Genomic DNA, 18,583 nt, shown 5'->3' with positions numbered 1-18,583 from the left:
GCGGTCGGCCCCGTCGGGCTACTCCGGGACGGAGGCGACGCCCGGGGCCAGGAAACGGCGCCCGGTCACGCGCTCGCTGACGCCGGCGCGGTCCAGGTACGGGGTGATCCCGCCCAGGTGGAACGGCCAGCCGGCGCCGGTGATCAGGCACAGGTCGATGTCCTGGGCCTCCGCCACCACGCCCTCGTCCAGCATCAGCCGGATCTCCCGGGCGATCGCGTCCAGCGCGCGGTCGCGGACCTGCTCCTCCGTCAGTTCGGTGTCGCCGACCCGGAACAGCCCGGCGACCTCCGGGTCGATCTCCGGCTTCCCCGTGTCGTGCCGGTAGAGGCTGCGCTTGCCCGCCTCCACGACCCGGCCCAGGTTCTCCGAGACGCCGAAGCGCTCCGGGAACGCGCCGTGCAGGGTGCCGGCCACGTGGTGGGCCACCGCGGGGCCGACCAGGTCCAGCAGCATGATGGGCGACATCGGCAGGCCCAGCGGCGCCAGCGCGCGGTCGGCCTTCTCCACCGGCGTGCCCTCGTCGATCGCGCCGAGCACCTCGCCCATGAAGCGGGTGAGCACCCGGTTGACGACGAACGCGGGGGCGTCCTTGACGAGGACGGCCGTCTTCTTCAGCTTCCTGGCCACACCGAAGGCGGTGGCCAGCGAGGCGTCGTCGGTCCGCTCGGCGCGGACGATCTCCAGCAGGGGCAGGACCGCCACCGGGTTGAAGAAGTGGAACCCGACGACCCGCTCCGGGTGCCTGAGCTGCGAGGCCATCTCGGTGACCGACAGCGAGGAAGTGTTGGTGGCCAGGATCGCGTGCTCCGGCACCACCGACTCCAGTTCGGCGAACACCTTCTGCTTGAGGCCCATCTCCTCGAAGACGGCCTCGATCACGAAGTCCGCGTCGGCGAAGACGGAGGCCTTGTCCAGCGAACCGGTGACCAGTGCCTTGAGCCGGTTGGCCTTGTCCTGGTTCACCCGGCCCTTGAGGAGCAGCGTGTCGATCTCCTCGTGGACCCAGCCGACGCCCTTGTCCACCCGCTCCTGGTCGATGTCGGTCAGGACGACCGGCACCTCCAGGCGCCGGGTGAAGAGCAGCGCCAGCTGCGAGGCCATCAGGCCGGCGCCCACCACTCCGACCTTGGTCACCGGGCGGGCCAGGCTCTTGTCGGGGGCGCCTGCCGGGCGCTTGGCGCGCTTCTGCACCAGGTCGAAGGCGTAGAGGCCGCTGCGGAGCTCACCGCCCATGATCAGGTCGGCGAGCGCGCGGTCCTCGGCGTCGAAGCCGGCGTGCAGGTCGCCGTTCTTCGCCGCGGCGATGATGTCCAGGGCCCGGTAGGCCGCCGGAGCGGCACCGTGCACCTTGCCGTCGGCGACCGCCCGGCCGCGGTCGACGGCCTGGTCCCAGGCCTCGCCGCGGTCGATCTCCGGGCGCTCCACCTGGAGTTCGCCGGAGAGGACGGCCGCCGTCCAGTGCAGGGACTGCTCCAGGAAGTCGGCGCCCTCGAAGAGGGCGTCCGCGATGCCGAGTTCGTGGACCTGCGCGCCCTTCAGCTGCCTGTTCTGGTTGAGCGAGTTCTCCACGACGACCTGCACCGCGCGCTCGGGGCCGATCAGGTTCGGCAGCAGGACGCAACCGCCCCAGCCGGGCACCAGACCGAGGAAGACCTCGGGCAGCGAGAACGCCGGGACGGAGGTCGAGACCGTCCGGTGGTTGCAGTGCAGGCCCACCTCGACCCCGCCGCCCATCGCCGCGCCGTTGTAGTAGGCGAAGGTCGGGACCGCCAGGGTGGCCAGCCGTCTGAAGACCTCGTGGCCGCCCTTGCCGATCGCCAGGGCGTCCTCGTGCCGGTTCAGCAGCTCGACGCCCTTGAGGTCGGCGCCGACGGCGAAGACGAAGGGCTTGCCGGTGACGCCGACACCGACGATGTCGCCGGCCTCGGCCTCGGCCTCGACCTGGTCCAGCGCCGCGTCCAGGTTCGCCAGCGACTGGGGGCCGAAGGTGGTCGGCTTGGTGTGGTCGTGGCCGTTGTCCAGGGTGATCAGCGCGAAACGGCCGGTGTCTGCCGGCAGGTCGAGGTGGCGCACGTGCGCCTGGGTCACGACCTCGTCGGGGAAGAGTTCGGCCGCGCCCTTCAGCAGTTCTGCGGTGCTGCTCACTTGCTTCCTCCGTCGAAGTGCGGGTTCTCCCAGATCACGGTGCCGCCCATGCCGAAGCCGACGCACATGGTGGTGACGCCGTAGCGGACGTGCGGCTGCTGCTCGAACTGGCGGGCCAACTGCGTCATGAGGCGCACGCCGGAGGAGGCCAGCGGGTGGCCGAAGGCGATGGCGCCGCCGTACTGGTTGACGCGGGGGTCGTCGTCGGCGATGCCGTAGTGGTCGAGCAGGGCCAGCACCTGGACCGCGAAGGCCTCGTTGACCTCGAACAGGCCGATGTCGTCGATCGAGAGCCCGGCCTTGGCCAGCGCCTTCTCGGTCGCGGGCACCGGGCCGACGCCCATCACCTCGGGCTCCACGCCGGCGAAGGCGTAGGAGACCAGCCGCATCTTGACCGGCAGCTCCAGCTCGCGGGCCACGTCCTCGGCGGCGATCAGCGAGGCGGTCGCGCCGTCGTTCAGGCCCGCGGCGTTGCCCGGGGTGACCCGGCCGTGCGCCCGGAACGGGGTCTTCAGCGCGGCGAGGTTCTCCAGTGTGGTGCCGGGGCGCATCGGCTCGTCGGCGGTGGCCAGGCCCCAGCCGGTCTCACCGGCCTCCGCGTGGGTGCGGCGAACCGAGACGGGCACCAGGTCGGGCTGGATGTCGGCGTTGGCGTAGGCCTTGGCGGCCTTCTCCTGGCTGCGCACCGCGAAGGCGTCGGCGCGCTCCTTGGTCAGGTGCGGGAAGCGGTCGTGCAGGTTCTCCGCGGTCATGCCCATGAACATCGCGGACTCGTCGACGAGCTTTTCCGAGACGAAGCGCGGGTTGGGGTCCACGCCCTCGCCCATCGGGTGCCGCCCCATGTGCTCGACACCGCCGGCGACGACGAGGTCGTAGGCGCCGAACGCCACCGAGCCGGCCGTGCTGGTCACCGCGGTCATCGCGCCCGCGCACATTCGGTCGACGGAGAACCCGGGGACGGACTGCGGCAGGCCCGCGAGGATCCCCGCGGTGCGTCCGAGGGTCAGACCCTGGTCGCCGATCTGGGTGGTCGCGGCGAGGGCGACCTCGTCGATGCGCTCGGGCGGCAGGCCGGGGTTGCGGCGCAGCAGCTCGCGGATGCACTTGACGACCAGATCGTCGGCGCGGGTCTCGTGGTAGATGCCCTTCGGGCCCGCCTTGCCGAACGGGGTGCGGACGCCGTCGACGAAGACGACGTCCCTTGCGGTACGAGGCACGTTGGCTCTCCTCCTGCAGGTGCGGCCGGGAGTTTCCGGGAGTGTCCCCCCGGGAGAATGCCGCCGGTGTGCGGCGCGCTTCCCGGCCTCCATGCTACTTGTCGGTAACCGGGTGACAAGTGCCCACCCGCCGCGGCTGGTGCGGTCCGTGTCACATCCCGCGGCACCGGACCGGCACTCCCGCGCGGCCCGGACGTCCGCCGGGTCGGACGCGTTCCCCCGGGGAGGCCCGGCATGCCCGCCGGGCGGGCCCTGCGCACGGGCCCGCCCGGATTCACTGTTCCTCGGCCGGCCGGGGCGCGTCAGTCCTGCGGCGGGTCCTCCGCCGGTGCCGCGGCGAGCGCCGGGAGCAGCAGGGGCAGGGTCTGCTCGATCTGCCACGGGCGGGCGCCGTGCCCGCGCAGCGCCTCGCCCACCGCGCTCTCGGTCAGCTCGACCGGCGGCTCCCAGCAGACCCGGCGGACGGTGTCCGGGGTGATCAGGTTCTCCTGCGGCAGGTGCAGCCGCTCGGCGTGACCGGTCACCGCGGCGCGTGCGGCGGCCAGCCGGGTGGCCGCCGCCGGGTCCTTCTCCGCCCAGGAGCGGGGCGGCGGCGGACCGTTCGGGGCCTGGCCGGGGGCGGGGAGGTCGCCCTCCGGCAGGACCCGCGCCCGGTCGAGCGCCTCCTGCCACTGCTCCAGCTGACGCCGGCCCATCCGGGAGCCGTAGCCGCTGAGCGCGGTCAGGGAGGCCAGATCGCGCGGCATCGCCAGGGCGGCCTCGACGATCGCGGCGTCGGTCAGCACCTTGCCGGGGGACACGTCCCGGCGCCGGGCGACCTGGTCGCGGGTGTTCCACAGCTCCCGCACCGCTGCCAGCTGCCTCCGCCGGCGGACCTTGTGCATGCCGGAGGTGCGCCGCCACGGGTCCTTCCGCGGCGGAGGGGGCGGAGCGTCCACGATGGCCCGGAACTCCTGCCGGGCCCAGTCGAGCTTGCCCTGCCGGTCCAGCTCCTCCTCCAGCGCGTCGCGGAGGTCGACCAGCAGCTCGACGTCGAGCGCGGCGTAGCGCAGCCAGGGGTCCGGCAGCGGCCTGGTGGACCAGTCCACTGCGGAGTGGCCCTTCTCCAGGGCGTACCCGAGCATCCCTTCCACCATGGCGCCCAGTCCGACCCGTGGGTAGCCGGCGAGCCGGCCGGCCAGCTCGGTGTCGAAGAGGCGGCGCGGATGCATGCCTATCTCGCGCAGGCACGGCAGGTCCTGGGTTGCCGCGTGCAGGACCCACTCGGTGTCCGCCAGCGCCGCGTCGAGGGCCGCGAGGTCGGGGCAGGGCACCGGGTCGACGAGGGCGGTGCCGGCCCCGGCCCGGCGCAGTTGCACCAGGTAGGCGCGCTGCCCGTAGCGGTAGCCGGAGGCCCGCTCGGCGTCGATCGCGACCGGACCGCTTCCGGCGGCGAACGCGGCCACCACCTCGTCCAGTCCGGCGGCGGAGACCGTCACCGGAGGAACACCCTCGCAGGGTTCCAGCAACGGGACCGGCGCCGGACCGGAGTCCTCGGTGGGGGCCTGAGGGGTGCTGTCTGCTGCGGTTTTCTGGGCGTCGGTCACCGGTCAAGGGTATCTGTGTGCACGCAATGCGCAGCGCCTACCGACGGAACGTTACCTCGGCAGGCGCTGCGGGTGTGTCGGGGCCGGAACCGATGGCCGGACCCGGTGCGGGGACCGCCGGGGGCGATCGTCAGTGGATGATGCCGGTGCGCAGGGCCATGGCGACCATGCCCGCCCGGTCGCCGGTGCCCAGCTTGCGGGCGATGCGCGCCAGGTGGCTCTTGACCGTCAGTGCGGACAGCCCCATCGAGACGCCGATGGCCTTGTTCGACTGCCCCTCCGCCACCAGCCTGAGCACCTCGACCTCGCGGCCGGAGAGCTCGCGGTGCCCGCCGGGGTGGCCCGGGGCACCGGGGGCGCCCGGTGGGCGGCGGTGCATACGGGCGGCGGCGGAGCCGATCGGCGCCGCGCCGGGGCGCGGTGGGAGCCCCAGGTTGTTGCGGGTTCCGGTCACGACGTAGCCCCTGACGCCGCCGGCCAGGGCGTGCCGTACGGCGCCGATGTCGTCGGCCGCGGACAGGGCCAGCCCGTTCGGCCAGCCCGCCGCCCGGGTCTCGGACAGCAGGGTCAGGCCGGAGCCGTCGGGGAGATGGACGTCGGCGACGCAGATGTCGCGCGGGTTGCCCACGCGGGGTCGTGCCTCCGCGATCGACGAGGCCTCGATCACGTCGCGCACGCCGAGGGCCCACAGGTGGCGGGTCACGGTGGAGCGGACGCGGGGGTCGGCCACGACGACCATGGCCGTCGGCTTGTTCGGGCGATAGGCGACCGGGCTTGTGGGGTGCTCGAGGAGAACTGACACCGGGCCTCCAGGGAGTGGAGTGCGAGGGCGACGCCCGGACCTCGGGAAAGAGCCGGAAGCGCCCTCTGGGGAAGAGTCTTTGCCTGCTTCGGCAGCTCTCCGGCCCCGCTTTAGAGGAAGATCACGAACGAGTGAGGATAAGTTTCGCAATTCGGACAGGATGTCGAGTCGTGACGTGCGACTGGGCTGTTCAGGGGACTGTCGGCGGCTTTCCCGTCCGGTCTTCCGTCCGGTCTCCCCTCCGGGCCCTGCCGTGGCCGCCCGGCCACCCGGGAGGGCTTCGGTTTTCGTGCGTGCCGCGGGTGCGGAGGCCGTCCAGGGCCAGATCGAGGAGGCGCGCGGTGCGCGGCTGCCAGTCGCCGGTCGGGTCGATCTGCCAGAGCCCGGCGATGGCCAGCATGAGGTCGTCGGAGGTCACGTCGGGACGGATGGTGCCCGCCTCCTGGTTGGCGCGGAGTAGCCGTTCGAGCGCCTCGACCACCGGCTCGTGCGTCGGTTTCGCCGGTCCGCCCGGGCGGTAGGCGGCTCTGTGCAGGGCATCGCCGAGGCCCGCCTTGGCCATGGCGAAACGGGCGAGCTGGTCCATCCACTCCCGGAGTGCCCGGTGCGGCGGCCGGGTCGCGAGCAGCTCCGGCGCGGACTCGGTGAGCTGCTCGATGCCGTTGCGGTAGATCTCCAGGACCAGGGCGTCGCGGTCGGGGAAGTTCCGGTAGAACGTGGCCTGCCCGACGCCGGCCTTCCGTGCGATGGCGCTGAGCGGGACCTCGGCGTCGCGAGTCAGCTCGCCCAGGGCCACTTCCAGGATGCGCTCGCGGTTGCGCCGGGCGTCCGAGCGGCGCACCGGCGCGTCATGCCCGTTCGTCATACGGCCTCCCCTTCGGTCTCGGCTCGGTCCCGGTGCGGTGGGCGGAGGCCAGTGCATCCGTCGCCAACCGCCCGTGCGCGGACGGGCTTCCTTGTTAAACGGACAGCTGTCCGTTAGATTCGGTGGGGACCGGACAACTGTCCAGTTGAGGCCCATCCTAGTGGATGCGCCCTCCGCGCCGTCCGTGTGCCGCCGTCGAGCAGGCACCCGGGCAGCTCCGGTCGGACCTGACCCTCCGACCGCAGCGCCCGCCATTCTTGGTGAAGGAAGGCTGCACATGGCCCGAACGACATCCAGCGCCATCACACTGCACATCAACGGCCGCGACCACGCGGTGTCCGTGGACCACCGCACCACACTGCTCGACGCCCTGCGGGAGCGCGTCGACCTCACCGGCTCCAAGAAGGGCTGCGACCAGGGTCAGTGCGGCGCCTGCACGGTGCTGGTCGACGGCCGGCGCACGGTGTCCTGCCTCCAGCTCGCCGTCGCCTCCGAGGGGCGCTCGGTCACGACGATCGAGGGCGTGGCCGAGGAGGACGCGCTCCATGCCGTGCAGCAGGCTTTCGTCGACCTCGACGGCTTCCAGTGCGGCTACTGCACCCCGGGCCAGATCTGCTCCGCGCTCGGCGTGATCGAGGAGCACGCGGCGGGCTGGCCGAGCGCCGTCACCGCCGACGTGTGTCCCGAGGCCGGGCCACCACCGCTCACACCGGACGAGATCCGGGAACGGATGAGCGGCAACCTGTGCCGCTGCGCGGCCTACGTGACCATCGTCGAGGCGGTCGCCCGGGCCGCGGGCGTGGACGCCGAGGGGCAGCCCCTCGGCGACGCCGAGCGGCAGTCCCGTGAGGACGACAGCACGGAGGAGGCGGCATGAGGGAGTTCGGCTACGAACGCGCCTCCGACGTATCCGGCGCGGTCGCGCTGCTGAGCGCCGATCCGGAGGCATGCTTCCTCGGCGGGGGCACCAACCTTGTCGACCTGATGAAGAGCGGCGTCGAACGCCCCGCGCACCTCGTCGACCTGCGGGACCTCCCCCTCGACACCGTCGAGCCGACTGACGGCGGGCTGCGTCTCGGTGCGACCGTCACCAACAGCGACCTGGCCGCGCACCCCGACGTGCGGCGGAACTACCCGGCGCTCGCCCAGGCCGTACTGGCAGGCGCGTCCGGCCAGTTGCGCAACATGGCCACCGTCGGCGGGAACCTGCTCCAGCGCACCCGCTGCGGCTACTTCAACGACGTCGCACAGCCGTGCAACAAGCGGGTGCCCGGCTCCGGCTGCCCCGCAGTGAAGGGGGAGCACCACAACCACGCCGTGCTCGGCGCCTCCGAGCACTGCGTGGCCACCAGCCCGTCCGACATGGCCGTGGCGCTCGCCGCGTTCGACGCCGTCGTCACGTACGAGTCGGCCGAAGGGCCCGGCGAACTGCCACTGGAGGACTTCCACCTGCCGGTGGGCGACACCCCGCACCGCGAGACCGCGCTGCCCCGCGGCGCGCTGATCACCGGCGTACGGCTGCCGGCTTCCCCGGTGGCCGCCCTCTCCCGCTACCGCAAGGTGCGCGAGCGCGCGTCCTTCGCGTTCGCCCTCGCCTCGGTCGCCGCCGCGCTCGACGTGCGGGACGGCGCCGTGCACGAGGTACGCCTCGCTTTCGGGGCCGTCGCGTCCCGTCCGTGGCGGGCGGTCACGGCCGAGCGGGCGCTGACCGGCGGTCCGGCCACGGCCGAGGCGTTCGCCGCCGCCGCGGACGCCGAGCTGGCCGCCGCCGCGCCGCTGGCGGACAACGCCTACAAGCTGCCGCTGGTGCGCAACCTGGTCGTCGCGGTGCTCACCGAACTCGCCGAGGAGGCCGCCCGATGACCGCGCCGACCACCGCCACGACCACGGCTGCCACCGCCACGGCGGACACCGTCGCCGCCGCGCCGCCCCGCCCGCTCGCCGCGGCGAGCGGCACCGGTCCCCCGCTGGCCCGCATCGAGGGCCCGGAAAAGGTCACCGGGTCCGCGCGCTACGCCGCGGAGGTGCCGTTCGACAACGTCGCCCACGGATGGCTGGTGGGCTCCACCATCGCCCGCGGCCGCGTCACCGCGATCGAGGCGGACACCGTACGGGCGATGCCCGGTGTCGTCGCCGTCGTCCACCGCGCGAACGCCCCGCGGGTCAACACCGACTACCAGAACCTCCTGGGTACGCCGGACCCGATCCTCGGCCTCTTCCAGCAGGACACCGTGCCGCATGTCGGCTGGCCCGTCGCGCTGGTCGTCGCCGAGACCTCCGAGCAGGCCAGGGAGGCCGCGGAGTCGCTGGTCGTGCGGTACGAGGAGGAGCCGCACGACGTCGTCTTCACGGCGGACAGCCCGGACTTCTCCACGCCGGCGGACAACATGATCGGCCCCGCCGACACCGCCAAGGGCGACCTGGACGCCGAACTCGCCGCGTCCGCCGTCGTGGTGGACGAGGAGTACACGACTCCGGAGGAGCACCACAGCGCGATGGAGCCGCACGCCACGACGGCGCGCTGGGACGGTGGACGGCTCGACGTCATCGACTCCAACCAGAGCACGACGTTCGTCGCGGGCGAACTGGCGAACCTCTTCTCCGTCGAGCCCGCGTCCGTACGGGTCCGCGCCGAGCACGTCGGCGGCGGCTTCGGCTCCAAGATGGTCAAGCCCAACCAGATCGCCGCCGTCATGGGCGCCTCCGTCACCGGCCGCCCCGTGCGGGTCTCGCTGACGCGGCGCCAGATGTTCACCATGGTCGGCTACCGCAGCCCCACGTCCCAGCGCGTACGGCTCGGCGCCGACGCCGACGGCAGGCTGCGCGCGCTCGACCACCGGGCGCGGACGCAGACCTCGCGGGTGGCGGAGTTCCTGGAGCCCTGCGCGTCGATCAGCCGTGTGCTGTACGATGCCCCCGCGCACCACACCTCCCACCGGGTGCTGCGCCTGGACGTGCCGACGCCCACCTTCATGCGGGCCCCGGGCGAGGCTCCCGGCGCGTTCGCCCTGGAGTCGGCGATGGACGAGCTGGCCAACCGCAGTGGCATCGACCCGATCGCGCTCCGGGCCCGCAACGAGCCCGACGCGGGCCCCGTCTCGGGGCTGCCGTTCGCCGGCCGCAACCTCACCGCCTGCTTCGAGGACGGCGCCCGCAGGTTCGGCTGGGCGGACCGCGACCCGCGCCCGGGCGTGCGCCGCGAGGGCCGGTGGCTGCTCGGCACCGGCACGGCCGCCGCCACGTTCCACGCGGGCGTCGGCCCGTCCACGGCCTCCGTGACCGCGGAGGCCGACGGCACCTGGACCGTCCGCATCAACGCCACCGACATCGGCACCGGCGCTCGTACGGCCATGGTGCTCGTCGCCGCCGAGACGCTCGGTGTCGACCCGGGACTGTGCCGCGTGCACATCGCGGACAGCGACCTGGGACCCGCGATGTTCGCGGGCGGCTCCATGGGCACCCGCTCCTGGGCCTGGGCCGTCTCCCGGGCGGCGGGCCACCTGCGGGACGCCCTGGGCGAGGGCGGGGAGATCCCGCCGGAGGGCGTCACGGCGCGCTCCGACACCACCGAGGCCGTCGGCTCGCTGGCGAAAAGGGAACGGCACTCCTTCGGCGCCCAGTTCGCCGAGGTGGCCGTCGACACGACCACCGGCGAGGTGCGCGTACGCCGGATGCTCGGTGTCTTCGCCGCGGGGCGCATCGTCAACCCGCTGACCGCGCGCAGCCAGCTCGTCGGCGGAATGATCTGGGGCCTGTCCATGGCGCTGCACGAGGAAGCCGTACGCGACAGGGCCTCGGGTGCGCAGGTCGGCGCCGACTTCGCCGGATACCACGTCAGCGCCCACGCGGACGTGCCGGCGGTCGAGGCCCACTGGGTCGAGGACACGGACCCGGACGACCCGATCGGGATCAAGGGTGTCGGTGAGATCGGGATCGTGGGCGCGGCGGCGGCGATCGCCAACGCCGTCCGGCACGCCACCGGCGTACGCCACCGCCAGCTGCCGATCCGGCCCGACCGCGTCCTTCTCGCGGGCACGGGCACCGAGCGGGCCGGGACCGCCGATGCTTGACATCGCCGGTGAACTGGACCGGTGGGCCCGCGAGGGCCGGGACTTCGCGGTCGCCACCGTCGTCGCCGTCGAGGGCAGCGCGCCGCGCGGTCCCGGCGCGGCGCTCGCCGTCGACAGCGGGGGCACGGCCCTCGGCTCGGTCTCCGGCGGCTGTGTCGAGGGCGCCGTCTACGAGCTGTGCGAGCGGGTACTCCGCGGTGGCACCCCGGTACGCGAACGCTTCGGCTACAGCGACGAGGACGCCTTCGCGGTCGGACTGACCTGCGGCGGTGCCCTCGACGTCCTGGTCACCCCGGTCACGTCCGGCGCACCGGACCGGACGGTGATCGAGGCGGCGCTGTCCGCCGCCGCGCGCGGCGAGGCCGCCGCCCTCGCCCGGGTCACCGCCGGACCGGACGAACTGCTGGGCAGGGCAGTGCTCGTACGGCCCGACGGCACAGTCGGGGGCACTCTCGGCCGCACGACGGAGCTGGACGAGGCCGCGGCGGCCGGCGCCCGCGCCCTGCTGGACGCCGGCCGGACCGGCGCCGTCACCGTCCCGGCCGGTGCCGCCCACGGTGAGTCGCCCGTGACGCTGCTGGTGGAGACGCGGCTGCCGCCGCCCCGCATGATCGTGTTCGGGGCGATCGACTTCGCCGCGGCGCTGGTGCGGGCGGGCGTGTTCCTCGGCTACCGTGTCGCCGTCTGCGACGCCCGTCCGGTCTTCGCCACCCGCGACCGCTTCCCCGAGGCGGACGAGATCGTCGTGGACTGGCCGCACCGCTACCTGCGGAGCACCGATACGGACGCCCGCACGGTGCTGTGCGTGCTCACCCACGACGCGAAGTTCGACGTACCGCTGCTGGAAGTGGCGCTCCGGCTGCCCGTCGCGTACGTCGGGGCGCTCGGCTCCCGGCGTACGCACGAGGTCCGCGCCGGGCGGCTGCGGGAGGCCGGGCTCACCGAGGAGGAACTGGCCCGGCTGCGCTCGCCGATCGGCCTGGACCTCGGCGCCCGTACGCCCGAGGAGACGGCGCTGTCCATCGCCGCCGAGATCGTCGCCCTGCGGCACGGCGGCTCCGGCGTCCCGCTGACCGGATCGGCCGCCCCGATCCACCGCAAACCGACGGACCGGCCACCGAGCGTGCACGCGACGTGACCCGGGCCCCGCCCGGCCGCGGCTCCTCCCGCTCCTCCCGCTCCTCCCGTCCCGATCCGGCCCGACCGGCGGGAGGAGCGCACCCGGGCCCGCGGGCCCCGGTCCCTGTCGGCCCCCGATGCCCCGGTCCTGCTCAGAGCGGCTGCGGGCCCCTGCGAGGCGGCAGCCGGACGACCCCGTCGCCGTACTCCGGCGGCAGACCGGCGCACTGGCACAGCAGCTCGCACCAGGACACCAGGTGCCCGGCCGCGTCCGGCGGGCCGCCCGAGAGGGCCGGGGGAGTCCAGGAGGCCCGGATCTCGATCTCCGCCTGCGGCGGCCGCTCGGCCAGCTCGCCGAAGTAGTGCGAGGACGCCCGGGTCACCGTCCCTCCCGCCTCCCCGTACGGCGTGCCGTGCGCGTCGAGCGCGCCGGTGAGCCAGGACCACGTCACCTCGGGCAGCAGCGGGTCGGCGGCCATCTCCGCCTCCAGCTCCGCCCGGGCCAGCGTCACCACCCGGAACGTGCCCTGCCACGCCTCCTGCCCCTGCGGGTCGTGCAGCAGGACGAACCGGCCGTCGGCCAGCTCCTCGCCGTCCACCTCGATCGCGGCCTCCACCGCGTGCGCGAACGGGGCGAGCCGCCGGGGGGCCGGCATCGGCTCGATCCGCACCTCCCGCCGGGTCCGCGCGCCGTCCAGTGCCGCCACCGCGTGCCGGAACGCCGCAGGCTGCGCATCGCCGTCATCGGGACCTTTCGCCATGTGTGCTCGCGCCGCTGCCATGGGCGGAACAGTAGGCCGAAGGAGGAGCCGCACCCGGTAGGAACACCCCCGATCAGCGGAGCGGGTGCACGACGGCCGGAACGCGCCCCCGTGCGGAACACCCGTGCGACGGCGGCGGGCGCGGGTTTCCGAGCGGCCCCCGGCCCGTGGGAGACTTCCCCGCGTGAGTGCCGATGACCGCCCCACGGGCCCGCCGAGCAAGACGTACGACTCCGCCTTCCTGAAGGCCTGCCGGCGCGAGCCCGTGCCCCACACCCCCGTGTGGTTCATGCGCCAGGCGGGACGCTCGCTGCCCGAGTACCGGGAGCTGCGCCAGGGCATCGCGATGCTCGACTCCTGCATGCGGCCCGACCTCGTCACCGAGATCACCCTGCAGCCGGTCCGGCGGCACGGCGTGGACGCCGCGATCTACTTCAGCGACATCGTGGTGCCCCTCAAGGCGATCGGTGTCGACCTCGATATCAAGCCGGGTGTCGGCCCGGTCGTCGCCCACCCGATCCGCACCCGGGCCGACCTCGCGCAACTGCGCCCGCTGGAGCCCGGCGACGTCCACTACGTCACCGAGGCGATCGGGATGCTGACCGCGGAGCTCGGCGCCACCCCGCTGATCGGTTTCGCCGGAGCGCCGTTCACCCTGGCGAGCTACCTCGTTGAGGGCGGCCCCTCCCGCAACCACGAGCACACCAAGGCGATGATGTACGGCGAGCCCGAGCTCTGGGCGGAGCTGCTGGACCGGCTCGCCGACATCACGGCCGCCTTCCTGCGGGCCCAGATCGAGGCCGGGGCCAGTGCGGTGCAGCTCTTCGACTCCTGGGTGGGCGCGCTCTCGCCCGCCGACTACCGGGCCCGGGTGCTGCCCGCGTCCACCAAGGTCTTCGACGCCGTCGCCGGCTACGGAGTGCCGCGCATCCACTTCGGAGTCGGCACCGGCGAACTGCTGCGGCTGATGGGCGAGGCGGGCGCGGACGTCGTCGGCGCCGACTGGCGGGTGCCGCTCGACGAGGCCGCACGGCGCATCGGGCCGGGCCGTGCGGTGCAGGGCAACCTCGACCCGGCGGTGCTCTTCGCCCCCGCCGAGGTCGTCGGGACCGAGGCGCGCAAGGTGCTGGACGCTGCGCGCGACCTCCCGGGTCACATCTTCAACCTCGGCCACGGGGTGCTCCCCGAGACCGACCCGGACGCGCTCACCCGGCTCGTCGCCGCCGTCCACGAGCACTCGGCGCGCTGAGGCCCGGCATGCACGTGATCGTCATCGGCGGCGGCATCAGCGGACTGGCCGCTGCTCACCGGCTGGTCGGCGCGGGGACCCGCGTCACCCTGCTGGAGGCCTCGCAGCGGCTCGGCGGCAAGCTGCGGGTCGGCAGCGTCGCGGGTACCGCGGTGGACCAGGGCGCCGAGTCGCTGCTCGCCCGGCGTCCGGAGGCGGTCGAACTGGCCGAGGCGGTCGGACTCGGCCCCTCGCTGGTGGCGCCCGCGGTGGCCGGCGGGGCGCTCTGGACGGGCGGCGCCGTCCGGCCCATGCCCACCGGCCACCTGATGGGTGTGCCCGGCGACCCGGACGCCCTCGGCGAGGTGCTCTCCGCCGAGGGGCGGGCCCGCCTCGCCCGGGAGCCCGAACTGCCGCCCACCGCCCTCGGCGAGGACGTCGCCGTCGGCGCCCTGGTCGCCGAGCGGCTCGGCCGCGAGGTCGTCGACCGGCTCGTCGAACCGCTGCTCGGCGGCGTCTACGCGGGTGACGCCTACCGCATCTCGCTGCGGGCCGCGGTGCCGCAGCTCTACGAGGCGGCCAGGTCCGAGCCGTCTCTGCTCGCCGCGGTGCGCGCCGTCCAGCAGCGCGCCGCCGCCGCGCGGGTGCCCGGCGCGCCGGTCTTCCTCGGTATCGAGGGCGGCGTGGGCCGGCTGCCCGGCGCGGTGGCCGACGCCGTCCGCGCGGGCGGCGGCGAGATCGTCCTGGGCGCCGCCGCGACCGGACTGCGGCGGACCGCGCACGGCTGGCAGGTCACCACCCGGGAGCGGGTGCTGGACGCGGACGCCGTGCTGGTGAGCGCGCCCGCCCCGGCCGCGGCCGGGCTGCTCGACGCGGTCGCGCCGTCGGCAGCCGCCGAACTGCGCACCGTCGCGTACGCGTCGATGGCGCTGTGCACCCTCGTCTTCCGCCGCGCCGACCTCGACCGGCTGCCCGGCGGCAGCGGTTTCCTCGTCCCGCCGGTGGAGGGCCGCACGATCAAGGCGGCCACCTTCGCCGGCAACAAGTGGCGCTGGGTCGCCGAGCAGGACCCGGAACTCTTCACCGTGCGCACCTCCGTGGGCCGCATCGGCGAGGAGGCGGTCCTGGAGCGCACCGACGCGGAACTGCTCGACGCCTCCCGACGCGACTTGGCCGCCGCGGTCGGACTCGACGCGGTGCCCGTCGGCACGGCGGTGACCCGCTGGGACGCGGGCCTGCCGCAGTACCCGGTCGGGCACCTGGACCGGGTGGCCCGGATCAGGTCCGTGGTGCACGAGGTCCCCGGGCTCGCCGTGTGCGGCGCGGCCTTCGACGGGGTCGGTGTGCCGGCCTGCGTCGGGGACGCGCGCCGGGCCGCGGAGCGGATTCTCGCCGAGGCGGACCCTGGCGGGGACGGCGCCGGGGCAGGAGCGAGAATGGGCGCATGACTGCTGCACCGGAGAAGGCCCCGAACGCGGGCAAGAAGGCCAAGGACCTGAACGAGGTCATCCGCTACACCATGTGGTCCGTCTTCCGGCTGCGGGAACCGCTGCCGGAGGACCGCACCGGCTGGGCGGACGAGGTGGAGGAGCTGTTCGCGAAGCTCGCCGCCGGGGACGTCGTCGTCCGCGGCACCTACGATGTCTCCGGCCTGCGGGCCGACGCGGACGTGCTGGTCTGGTGGCACGCCGAGACCCCGGACGTCCTCCAGGACGCCTACAACCTCTTCCGCCGCACCCGGCTGGGCCGGTCGCTGGAGCCGGTGTGGTCGAACATGGCGCTGCACCGCCCGGCCGAGTTCAACAAGTCGCACGTCCCGGCCTTCCTGGTCGACGAGCACCCGCGCGAGTACGTGAGCGTGTACCCGTTCGTCCGCAGCTACGAGTGGTACCTGCTGCCCGACGAGGACCGCCGCCGGATGCTGGCCGACCACGGCAAGATGGCCCGCGGCTTCCCCGACGTCCGCGCCAACACCGTGGCCTCCTTCTCGCTCGGCGACTACGAGTGGATGCTCGCCTTCGAAGCGGACGAGCTGCACCGCATCGTGGACCTGATGCGCCACCTGCGCGCCTCCGAGGCGCGCAGGCACGTACGGGAAGAGGTGCCGTTCTACACCGGCCGCCGCCGGGCACCCGCCGACCTGATCGCCGGCCTCGCCTGAGCCCTGCCCGTCCTGTACGCCCCCGTCCGGCCCCGCCACTGGAAGGACCGGACGGGGGCGCGGTGCTCAGTACCTCCCCGGGCAGGCCGTCCCCGCGCCGGGCGCCCGGCCCCCCGGGAAGTGGCTGCCGGATGCCAGGTCGGGCCTGGCGTCCGGGCCGCCCGCAGCACCGTCGGTGCGGCCGTCCCGGCCGGCCACCGGCACCGCCCTGGCCGGCCCTCCCGTCGTCCGTGGGTCCGCCGCGTTGCGGACTCTGTCGGCAGGGCCACTCGTGGTCCTGCTCCGGCGCTCGCTGCGGAGCCCGTCAGCCGTGCACGGCGGTCTCAGCGATGCTTCCTCCGCGGCGGCGGAACTCGAGCGCCCGGTCGAACGGTTGCGTGTCCGAGCGGAGGCCCGGTAGGTGCGGGCGGCTGTGCCTCCTCGACCGGACGGCGGGTGAGTGCTGCTGACCCGCGCGAACTGAGGGTACGTCACCCTGCGTGCAGGGGCCTCGCAGACAGCTCGGCTGCTGCGGTCGGGCCGTCGTGCCGTGTCTGCGGTCACCGGTGTGCCGCGGCACGAGCACCGTGCCTGCCGGTGTCTCCGAGGGAAGGTGATCTGACGAACCGATTTCCGGGTACCGGAGGCCACGGGGGATGTCGCCGACATCCCCCGGGAGAGCGACCGGGTTGCGCCGACTCCCTCTCCTCGCCCCTGTCCCGGACCGGTCGCGGAGGTCGAAGGCGGCAGGTGACACCGCGTGTCGCGGGCCACCCGTCCCTCCTCGGCGGCGTCACTCCGGTGCGGTAGCGTGCGCCGGTGCGGCCGACGCCGCATACAGGGCAGAAACCCACTGAACCACCCCACTCAGGGACGTGCCGATGCTCGACTTTCTGAACCGGTTGCAACGCAGGCTCGGGCTCAGGACCGACCCGGTCATCTTCTTCACGGCAGCCGCACTCACGTTCGTCTTCGTGGCGACGACCATCGCGTTCACCGACACCGTCGACAGCGTGTTCGGCACCGCGTCGGAGTGGCTGAAACGCAACCTCGGCTGGTTCTACATCCTGGGCGTCACGGTCTTCCTGGTCTTCCTGATCTGGATCGCGCTGAGCCGTTACGGCCACGTCCGGCTCGGCGACCAGGACAGCGAACCCGAGTACAGCAACCGGGCGTGGTTCGGGATGCTGTTCGCGGCCGGCATCGGCACCATCCTGATGTTCTGGGGCGTCGCCGAGCCGATCAGCCACTTCGCGGAGCCGCCGCGGTCCGGGGTGGAACCCGAGTCGGTGGAAGCGGCCGAGATGGCGATGGGGTACTCGCTCTACCACTTCGGACTGCACACCTGGACCATCTTCTGCCTGCCGGCGCTCGCCTTCGCCTACTTCGTGCACCGCCGCGGTCTGCCGTTCCGGGTCAGCTCGATCCTCCAACCGATCCTCGGCGACCGCATCCACGGACCGATGGGCAAGATCGTCGACACCACGGCGGTCCTCGGCACGCTGTTCGGCGTCGCCGTCTCCATCGGTCTGGGCACCATGCAGATCAACAGCGGCCTGGCCGAACTCTTCGGTCTGCCGGAGAACCGCCTGGTGCAGATCGGCATCATCACGGTGGTCACCGCGATCGCCACCGTCTCGGTGGCCTCCGGGCTGGACAAGGGCATCAAGCGGCTGTCCAACCTCAACATCGGCATGGCCATCGCCCTGATGCTCTTCGTGTTCGTCACCGGGTCGACGCTCTTCCTCGCCCGCGGGATCATCGAGACCACCGGAACCTATCTGAGCTGGCTGGTGCCGCTGTCGTTCTGGAACGACACCTTCGGGAACACCGGCTGGCAGGGCAACTGGACGGTCTTCTACTGGGCGTGGACCATCAGCTGGTCCCCGTTCGTGGGCATCTTCATCGCCCGCATCTCCAAGGGCCGCACCATCCGCGACTTCGTCTTCGGCGTGCTGGCGCTGCCGACCGCCTTCACCATCGTCTGGTTCAGCATCTTCGGCCTCTCCGCCATCGACCTCCAGATGAACGGGGACGCGGACCTCGTCGGCGAAGTGGTCGAGCAGAACGACATCCCCGGGGCGTTGTTCGCCTTCCTGGAAGCCTTCCCGCTGGCCACCTTCGTGTCGGCGGTCTCGGTCCTGATCGTGGTCATCTTCTTCACCACCTCCTCCGACTCCGCCTCGTTGGTGGTGGACATGCTCTGCGTGGGCAGCGAGGAGCAGGAGAGCCCCACCCGCCAGCGGATCTTCTGGGCGGTCACCGAGGGGGTGGTGGCCGGAACGCTGATCGCGGCGACCGGAACCGGCGGACTCACCGCACTGGAACAGGTGATCATCGTGGTCGGCCTGCCCTTCTTCGTGCTGGCGTTCATGATGATGTACGCGATCCGCAGAGGGCTCCAGGAGGACTTCCCCGAACTGGGTGGGCCGCCGGAGTCGCTGCTGCGGCGCGAGTCGGTGCAGGTCAAGCGCCGGGCCGTCACCCGCAAGGCCGGGCAGACCCGGCAGAAGGCCGCCCAGCTCAGGCGGCGCGCATCCGGCGGCGGCAACGGCGGCAGGGAGAACGGCGCCGACGGGATCGGCGGCGGAGCCGGGGGCACCGGGCAGGGCCCCGCGGAGCGTCAGGACGACTCCTGACGGTCGGG

The 18,583-nt window shown here is 73.4% G+C and carries 14 protein-coding genes; 8 read left to right on the top strand and 6 right to left on the bottom strand.

What is annotated here, in order from left to right; all coding sequences use genetic code 11:
• Nucleotides 1-18: 18 nt before the first annotated feature.
• The 5 genes from H300_RS0109080 to H300_RS25880 all read right to left on the bottom strand — a co-directional run bounded on the left by H300_RS0109080 (nt 19) and on the right by H300_RS25880 (nt 6,618).
• Entirely contained in the window at nt 19-2,148 is a 2,130-nt protein-coding gene (locus tag H300_RS0109080; protein ID WP_028427183.1) for a 3-hydroxyacyl-CoA dehydrogenase NAD-binding domain-containing protein, read from the bottom strand.
• Nucleotides 2,145-3,365, bottom strand: coding sequence for an acetyl-CoA C-acyltransferase (locus tag H300_RS0109075; protein WP_028427182.1), 1,221 nt, complete (start codon nt 3,363-3,365; stop codon nt 2,145-2,147). The genes H300_RS0109080 and H300_RS0109075 overlap by 4 nt, the downstream gene beginning before the upstream one ends.
• A gap of 302 nt (nt 3,366-3,667) precedes the next feature.
• Nucleotides 3,668-4,951 (bottom strand): ribonuclease D, encoded by a 1,284-nt coding sequence (locus tag H300_RS0109070; RefSeq protein ID WP_078515828.1) that lies wholly within the window; start codon nt 4,949-4,951, stop codon nt 3,668-3,670.
• 130 nt (nt 4,952-5,081) lie between these two features.
• A complete protein-coding gene (locus H300_RS0109065) occupies nt 5,082-5,753 on the bottom strand; it encodes a response regulator transcription factor (RefSeq protein WP_028427180.1) in 672 nt (223 codons plus the stop codon).
• A 190-nt stretch (nt 5,754-5,943) separates the two neighbouring features.
• Nucleotides 5,944-6,618 carry a TetR/AcrR family transcriptional regulator gene (locus tag H300_RS25880; protein ID WP_078515827.1) on the bottom strand — a complete coding sequence of 225 codons (675 nt, stop codon included), beginning with the start codon at nt 6,616-6,618 and terminating at the stop codon, nt 5,944-5,946.
• A gap of 277 nt (nt 6,619-6,895) precedes the next feature.
• On the opposite strand from H300_RS25880, the gene H300_RS0109055 reads away from it, so the two are divergent.
• From H300_RS0109055 to H300_RS0109040, 4 genes are read left to right on the top strand one after another with little or no spacing between them, the layout of a single operon-like run.
• The gene (locus H300_RS0109055; RefSeq protein ID WP_028427179.1) at nt 6,896-7,495 is read left to right on the top strand and encodes a 2Fe-2S iron-sulfur cluster-binding protein; all 600 of its coding nucleotides are present in this window, start codon (nt 6,896-6,898) and stop codon (nt 7,493-7,495) included.
• Nucleotides 7,492-8,481, top strand: a complete 990-nt coding sequence (locus H300_RS0109050; RefSeq protein WP_028427178.1) for an FAD binding domain-containing protein — start codon at nt 7,492-7,494, stop codon at nt 8,479-8,481. Before H300_RS0109055 ends, H300_RS0109050 begins: the two co-directional genes overlap by 4 nt.
• A complete protein-coding gene (locus tag H300_RS0109045) occupies nt 8,478-10,688 on the top strand; it encodes a xanthine dehydrogenase family protein molybdopterin-binding subunit (RefSeq protein ID WP_028427177.1) in 2,211 nt (736 codons plus the stop codon). Before H300_RS0109050 ends, H300_RS0109045 begins: the two co-directional genes overlap by 4 nt.
• Nucleotides 10,681-11,826, top strand: coding sequence for an XdhC/CoxI family protein (locus H300_RS0109040; RefSeq protein WP_028427176.1), 1,146 nt, complete (start codon nt 10,681-10,683; stop codon nt 11,824-11,826). Before H300_RS0109045 ends, H300_RS0109040 begins: the two co-directional genes overlap by 8 nt.
• A 133-nt stretch (nt 11,827-11,959) precedes the next feature.
• On the opposite strand, the gene H300_RS0109035 is transcribed toward H300_RS0109040, so the two are convergent.
• Entirely contained in the window at nt 11,960-12,589 is a 630-nt protein-coding gene (locus H300_RS0109035) for a DUF3000 domain-containing protein (protein WP_028427175.1), read from the bottom strand.
• A 163-nt stretch (nt 12,590-12,752) separates the two neighbouring features.
• Here H300_RS0109035 and hemE point away from each other — a divergent pair, with 163 nt between their 5' ends.
• From hemE to H300_RS25870, 4 genes are all read left to right on the top strand, one after another.
• Entirely contained in the window at nt 12,753-13,817 is a 1,065-nt protein-coding gene (hemE, locus tag H300_RS0109030; protein ID WP_028427174.1) for a uroporphyrinogen decarboxylase, read from the top strand.
• Between the two features lie 8 nt (nt 13,818-13,825).
• Nucleotides 13,826-15,244, top strand: coding sequence for a protoporphyrinogen oxidase (gene hemG / locus H300_RS25875; RefSeq protein WP_051269808.1), 1,419 nt, complete (start codon nt 13,826-13,828; stop codon nt 15,242-15,244).
• Nucleotides 15,241-15,957: a hydrogen peroxide-dependent heme synthase gene (gene hemQ / locus H300_RS0109020; protein WP_028427173.1), complete on the top strand. Its 717-nt coding sequence runs from the start codon at nt 15,241-15,243 to the stop codon at nt 15,955-15,957. Before hemG ends, hemQ begins: the two co-directional genes overlap by 4 nt.
• Before the next feature lie 860 nt (nt 15,958-16,817).
• Nucleotides 16,818-18,575 (top strand): BCCT family transporter, encoded by a 1,758-nt coding sequence (locus H300_RS25870; RefSeq protein WP_051269806.1) that lies wholly within the window; start codon nt 16,818-16,820, stop codon nt 18,573-18,575.
• The last annotated feature ends 8 nt before the right edge of the window (nt 18,576-18,583 follow it).

The sequence above is a fragment of the Streptomyces sp. TAA040 genome, from assembly GCF_000424845.1.
Note: the sequence above shows the minus strand (reverse complement) of the source record. Positions and strands in the feature narration are given on the sequence as shown.

Bases quoted from the DNA above. Each gene is read 5' to 3' on its own strand.
- H300_RS25880 (WP_078515827.1), bottom strand. From the start codon at position 6,618: ATGACGAACGGGCATGACGCGCCGGTGCGCCGCTCGGACGCCCGGCGC.
- H300_RS0109055 (WP_028427179.1), top strand. From the start codon at position 6,896: ATGGCCCGAACGACATCCAGCGCCATCACACTGCACATCAACGGCCGC.
- H300_RS0109050 (WP_028427178.1), top strand. From the start codon at position 7,492: ATGAGGGAGTTCGGCTACGAACGCGCCTCCGACGTATCCGGCGCGGTC.
- H300_RS0109045 (WP_028427177.1), top strand. From the start codon at position 8,478: ATGACCGCGCCGACCACCGCCACGACCACGGCTGCCACCGCCACGGCG.
- H300_RS0109040 (WP_028427176.1), top strand. From the start codon at position 10,681: ATGCTTGACATCGCCGGTGAACTGGACCGGTGGGCCCGCGAGGGCCGG.
- H300_RS0109035 (WP_028427175.1), bottom strand. From the start codon at position 12,589: ATGGCAGCGGCGCGAGCACACATGGCGAAAGGTCCCGATGACGGCGAT.
- hemG (WP_051269808.1), top strand. From the start codon at position 13,826: ATGCACGTGATCGTCATCGGCGGCGGCATCAGCGGACTGGCCGCTGCT.
- hemQ (WP_028427173.1), top strand. From the start codon at position 15,241: ATGACTGCTGCACCGGAGAAGGCCCCGAACGCGGGCAAGAAGGCCAAG.
- H300_RS25870 (WP_051269806.1), top strand. From the start codon at position 16,818: ATGCTCGACTTTCTGAACCGGTTGCAACGCAGGCTCGGGCTCAGGACC.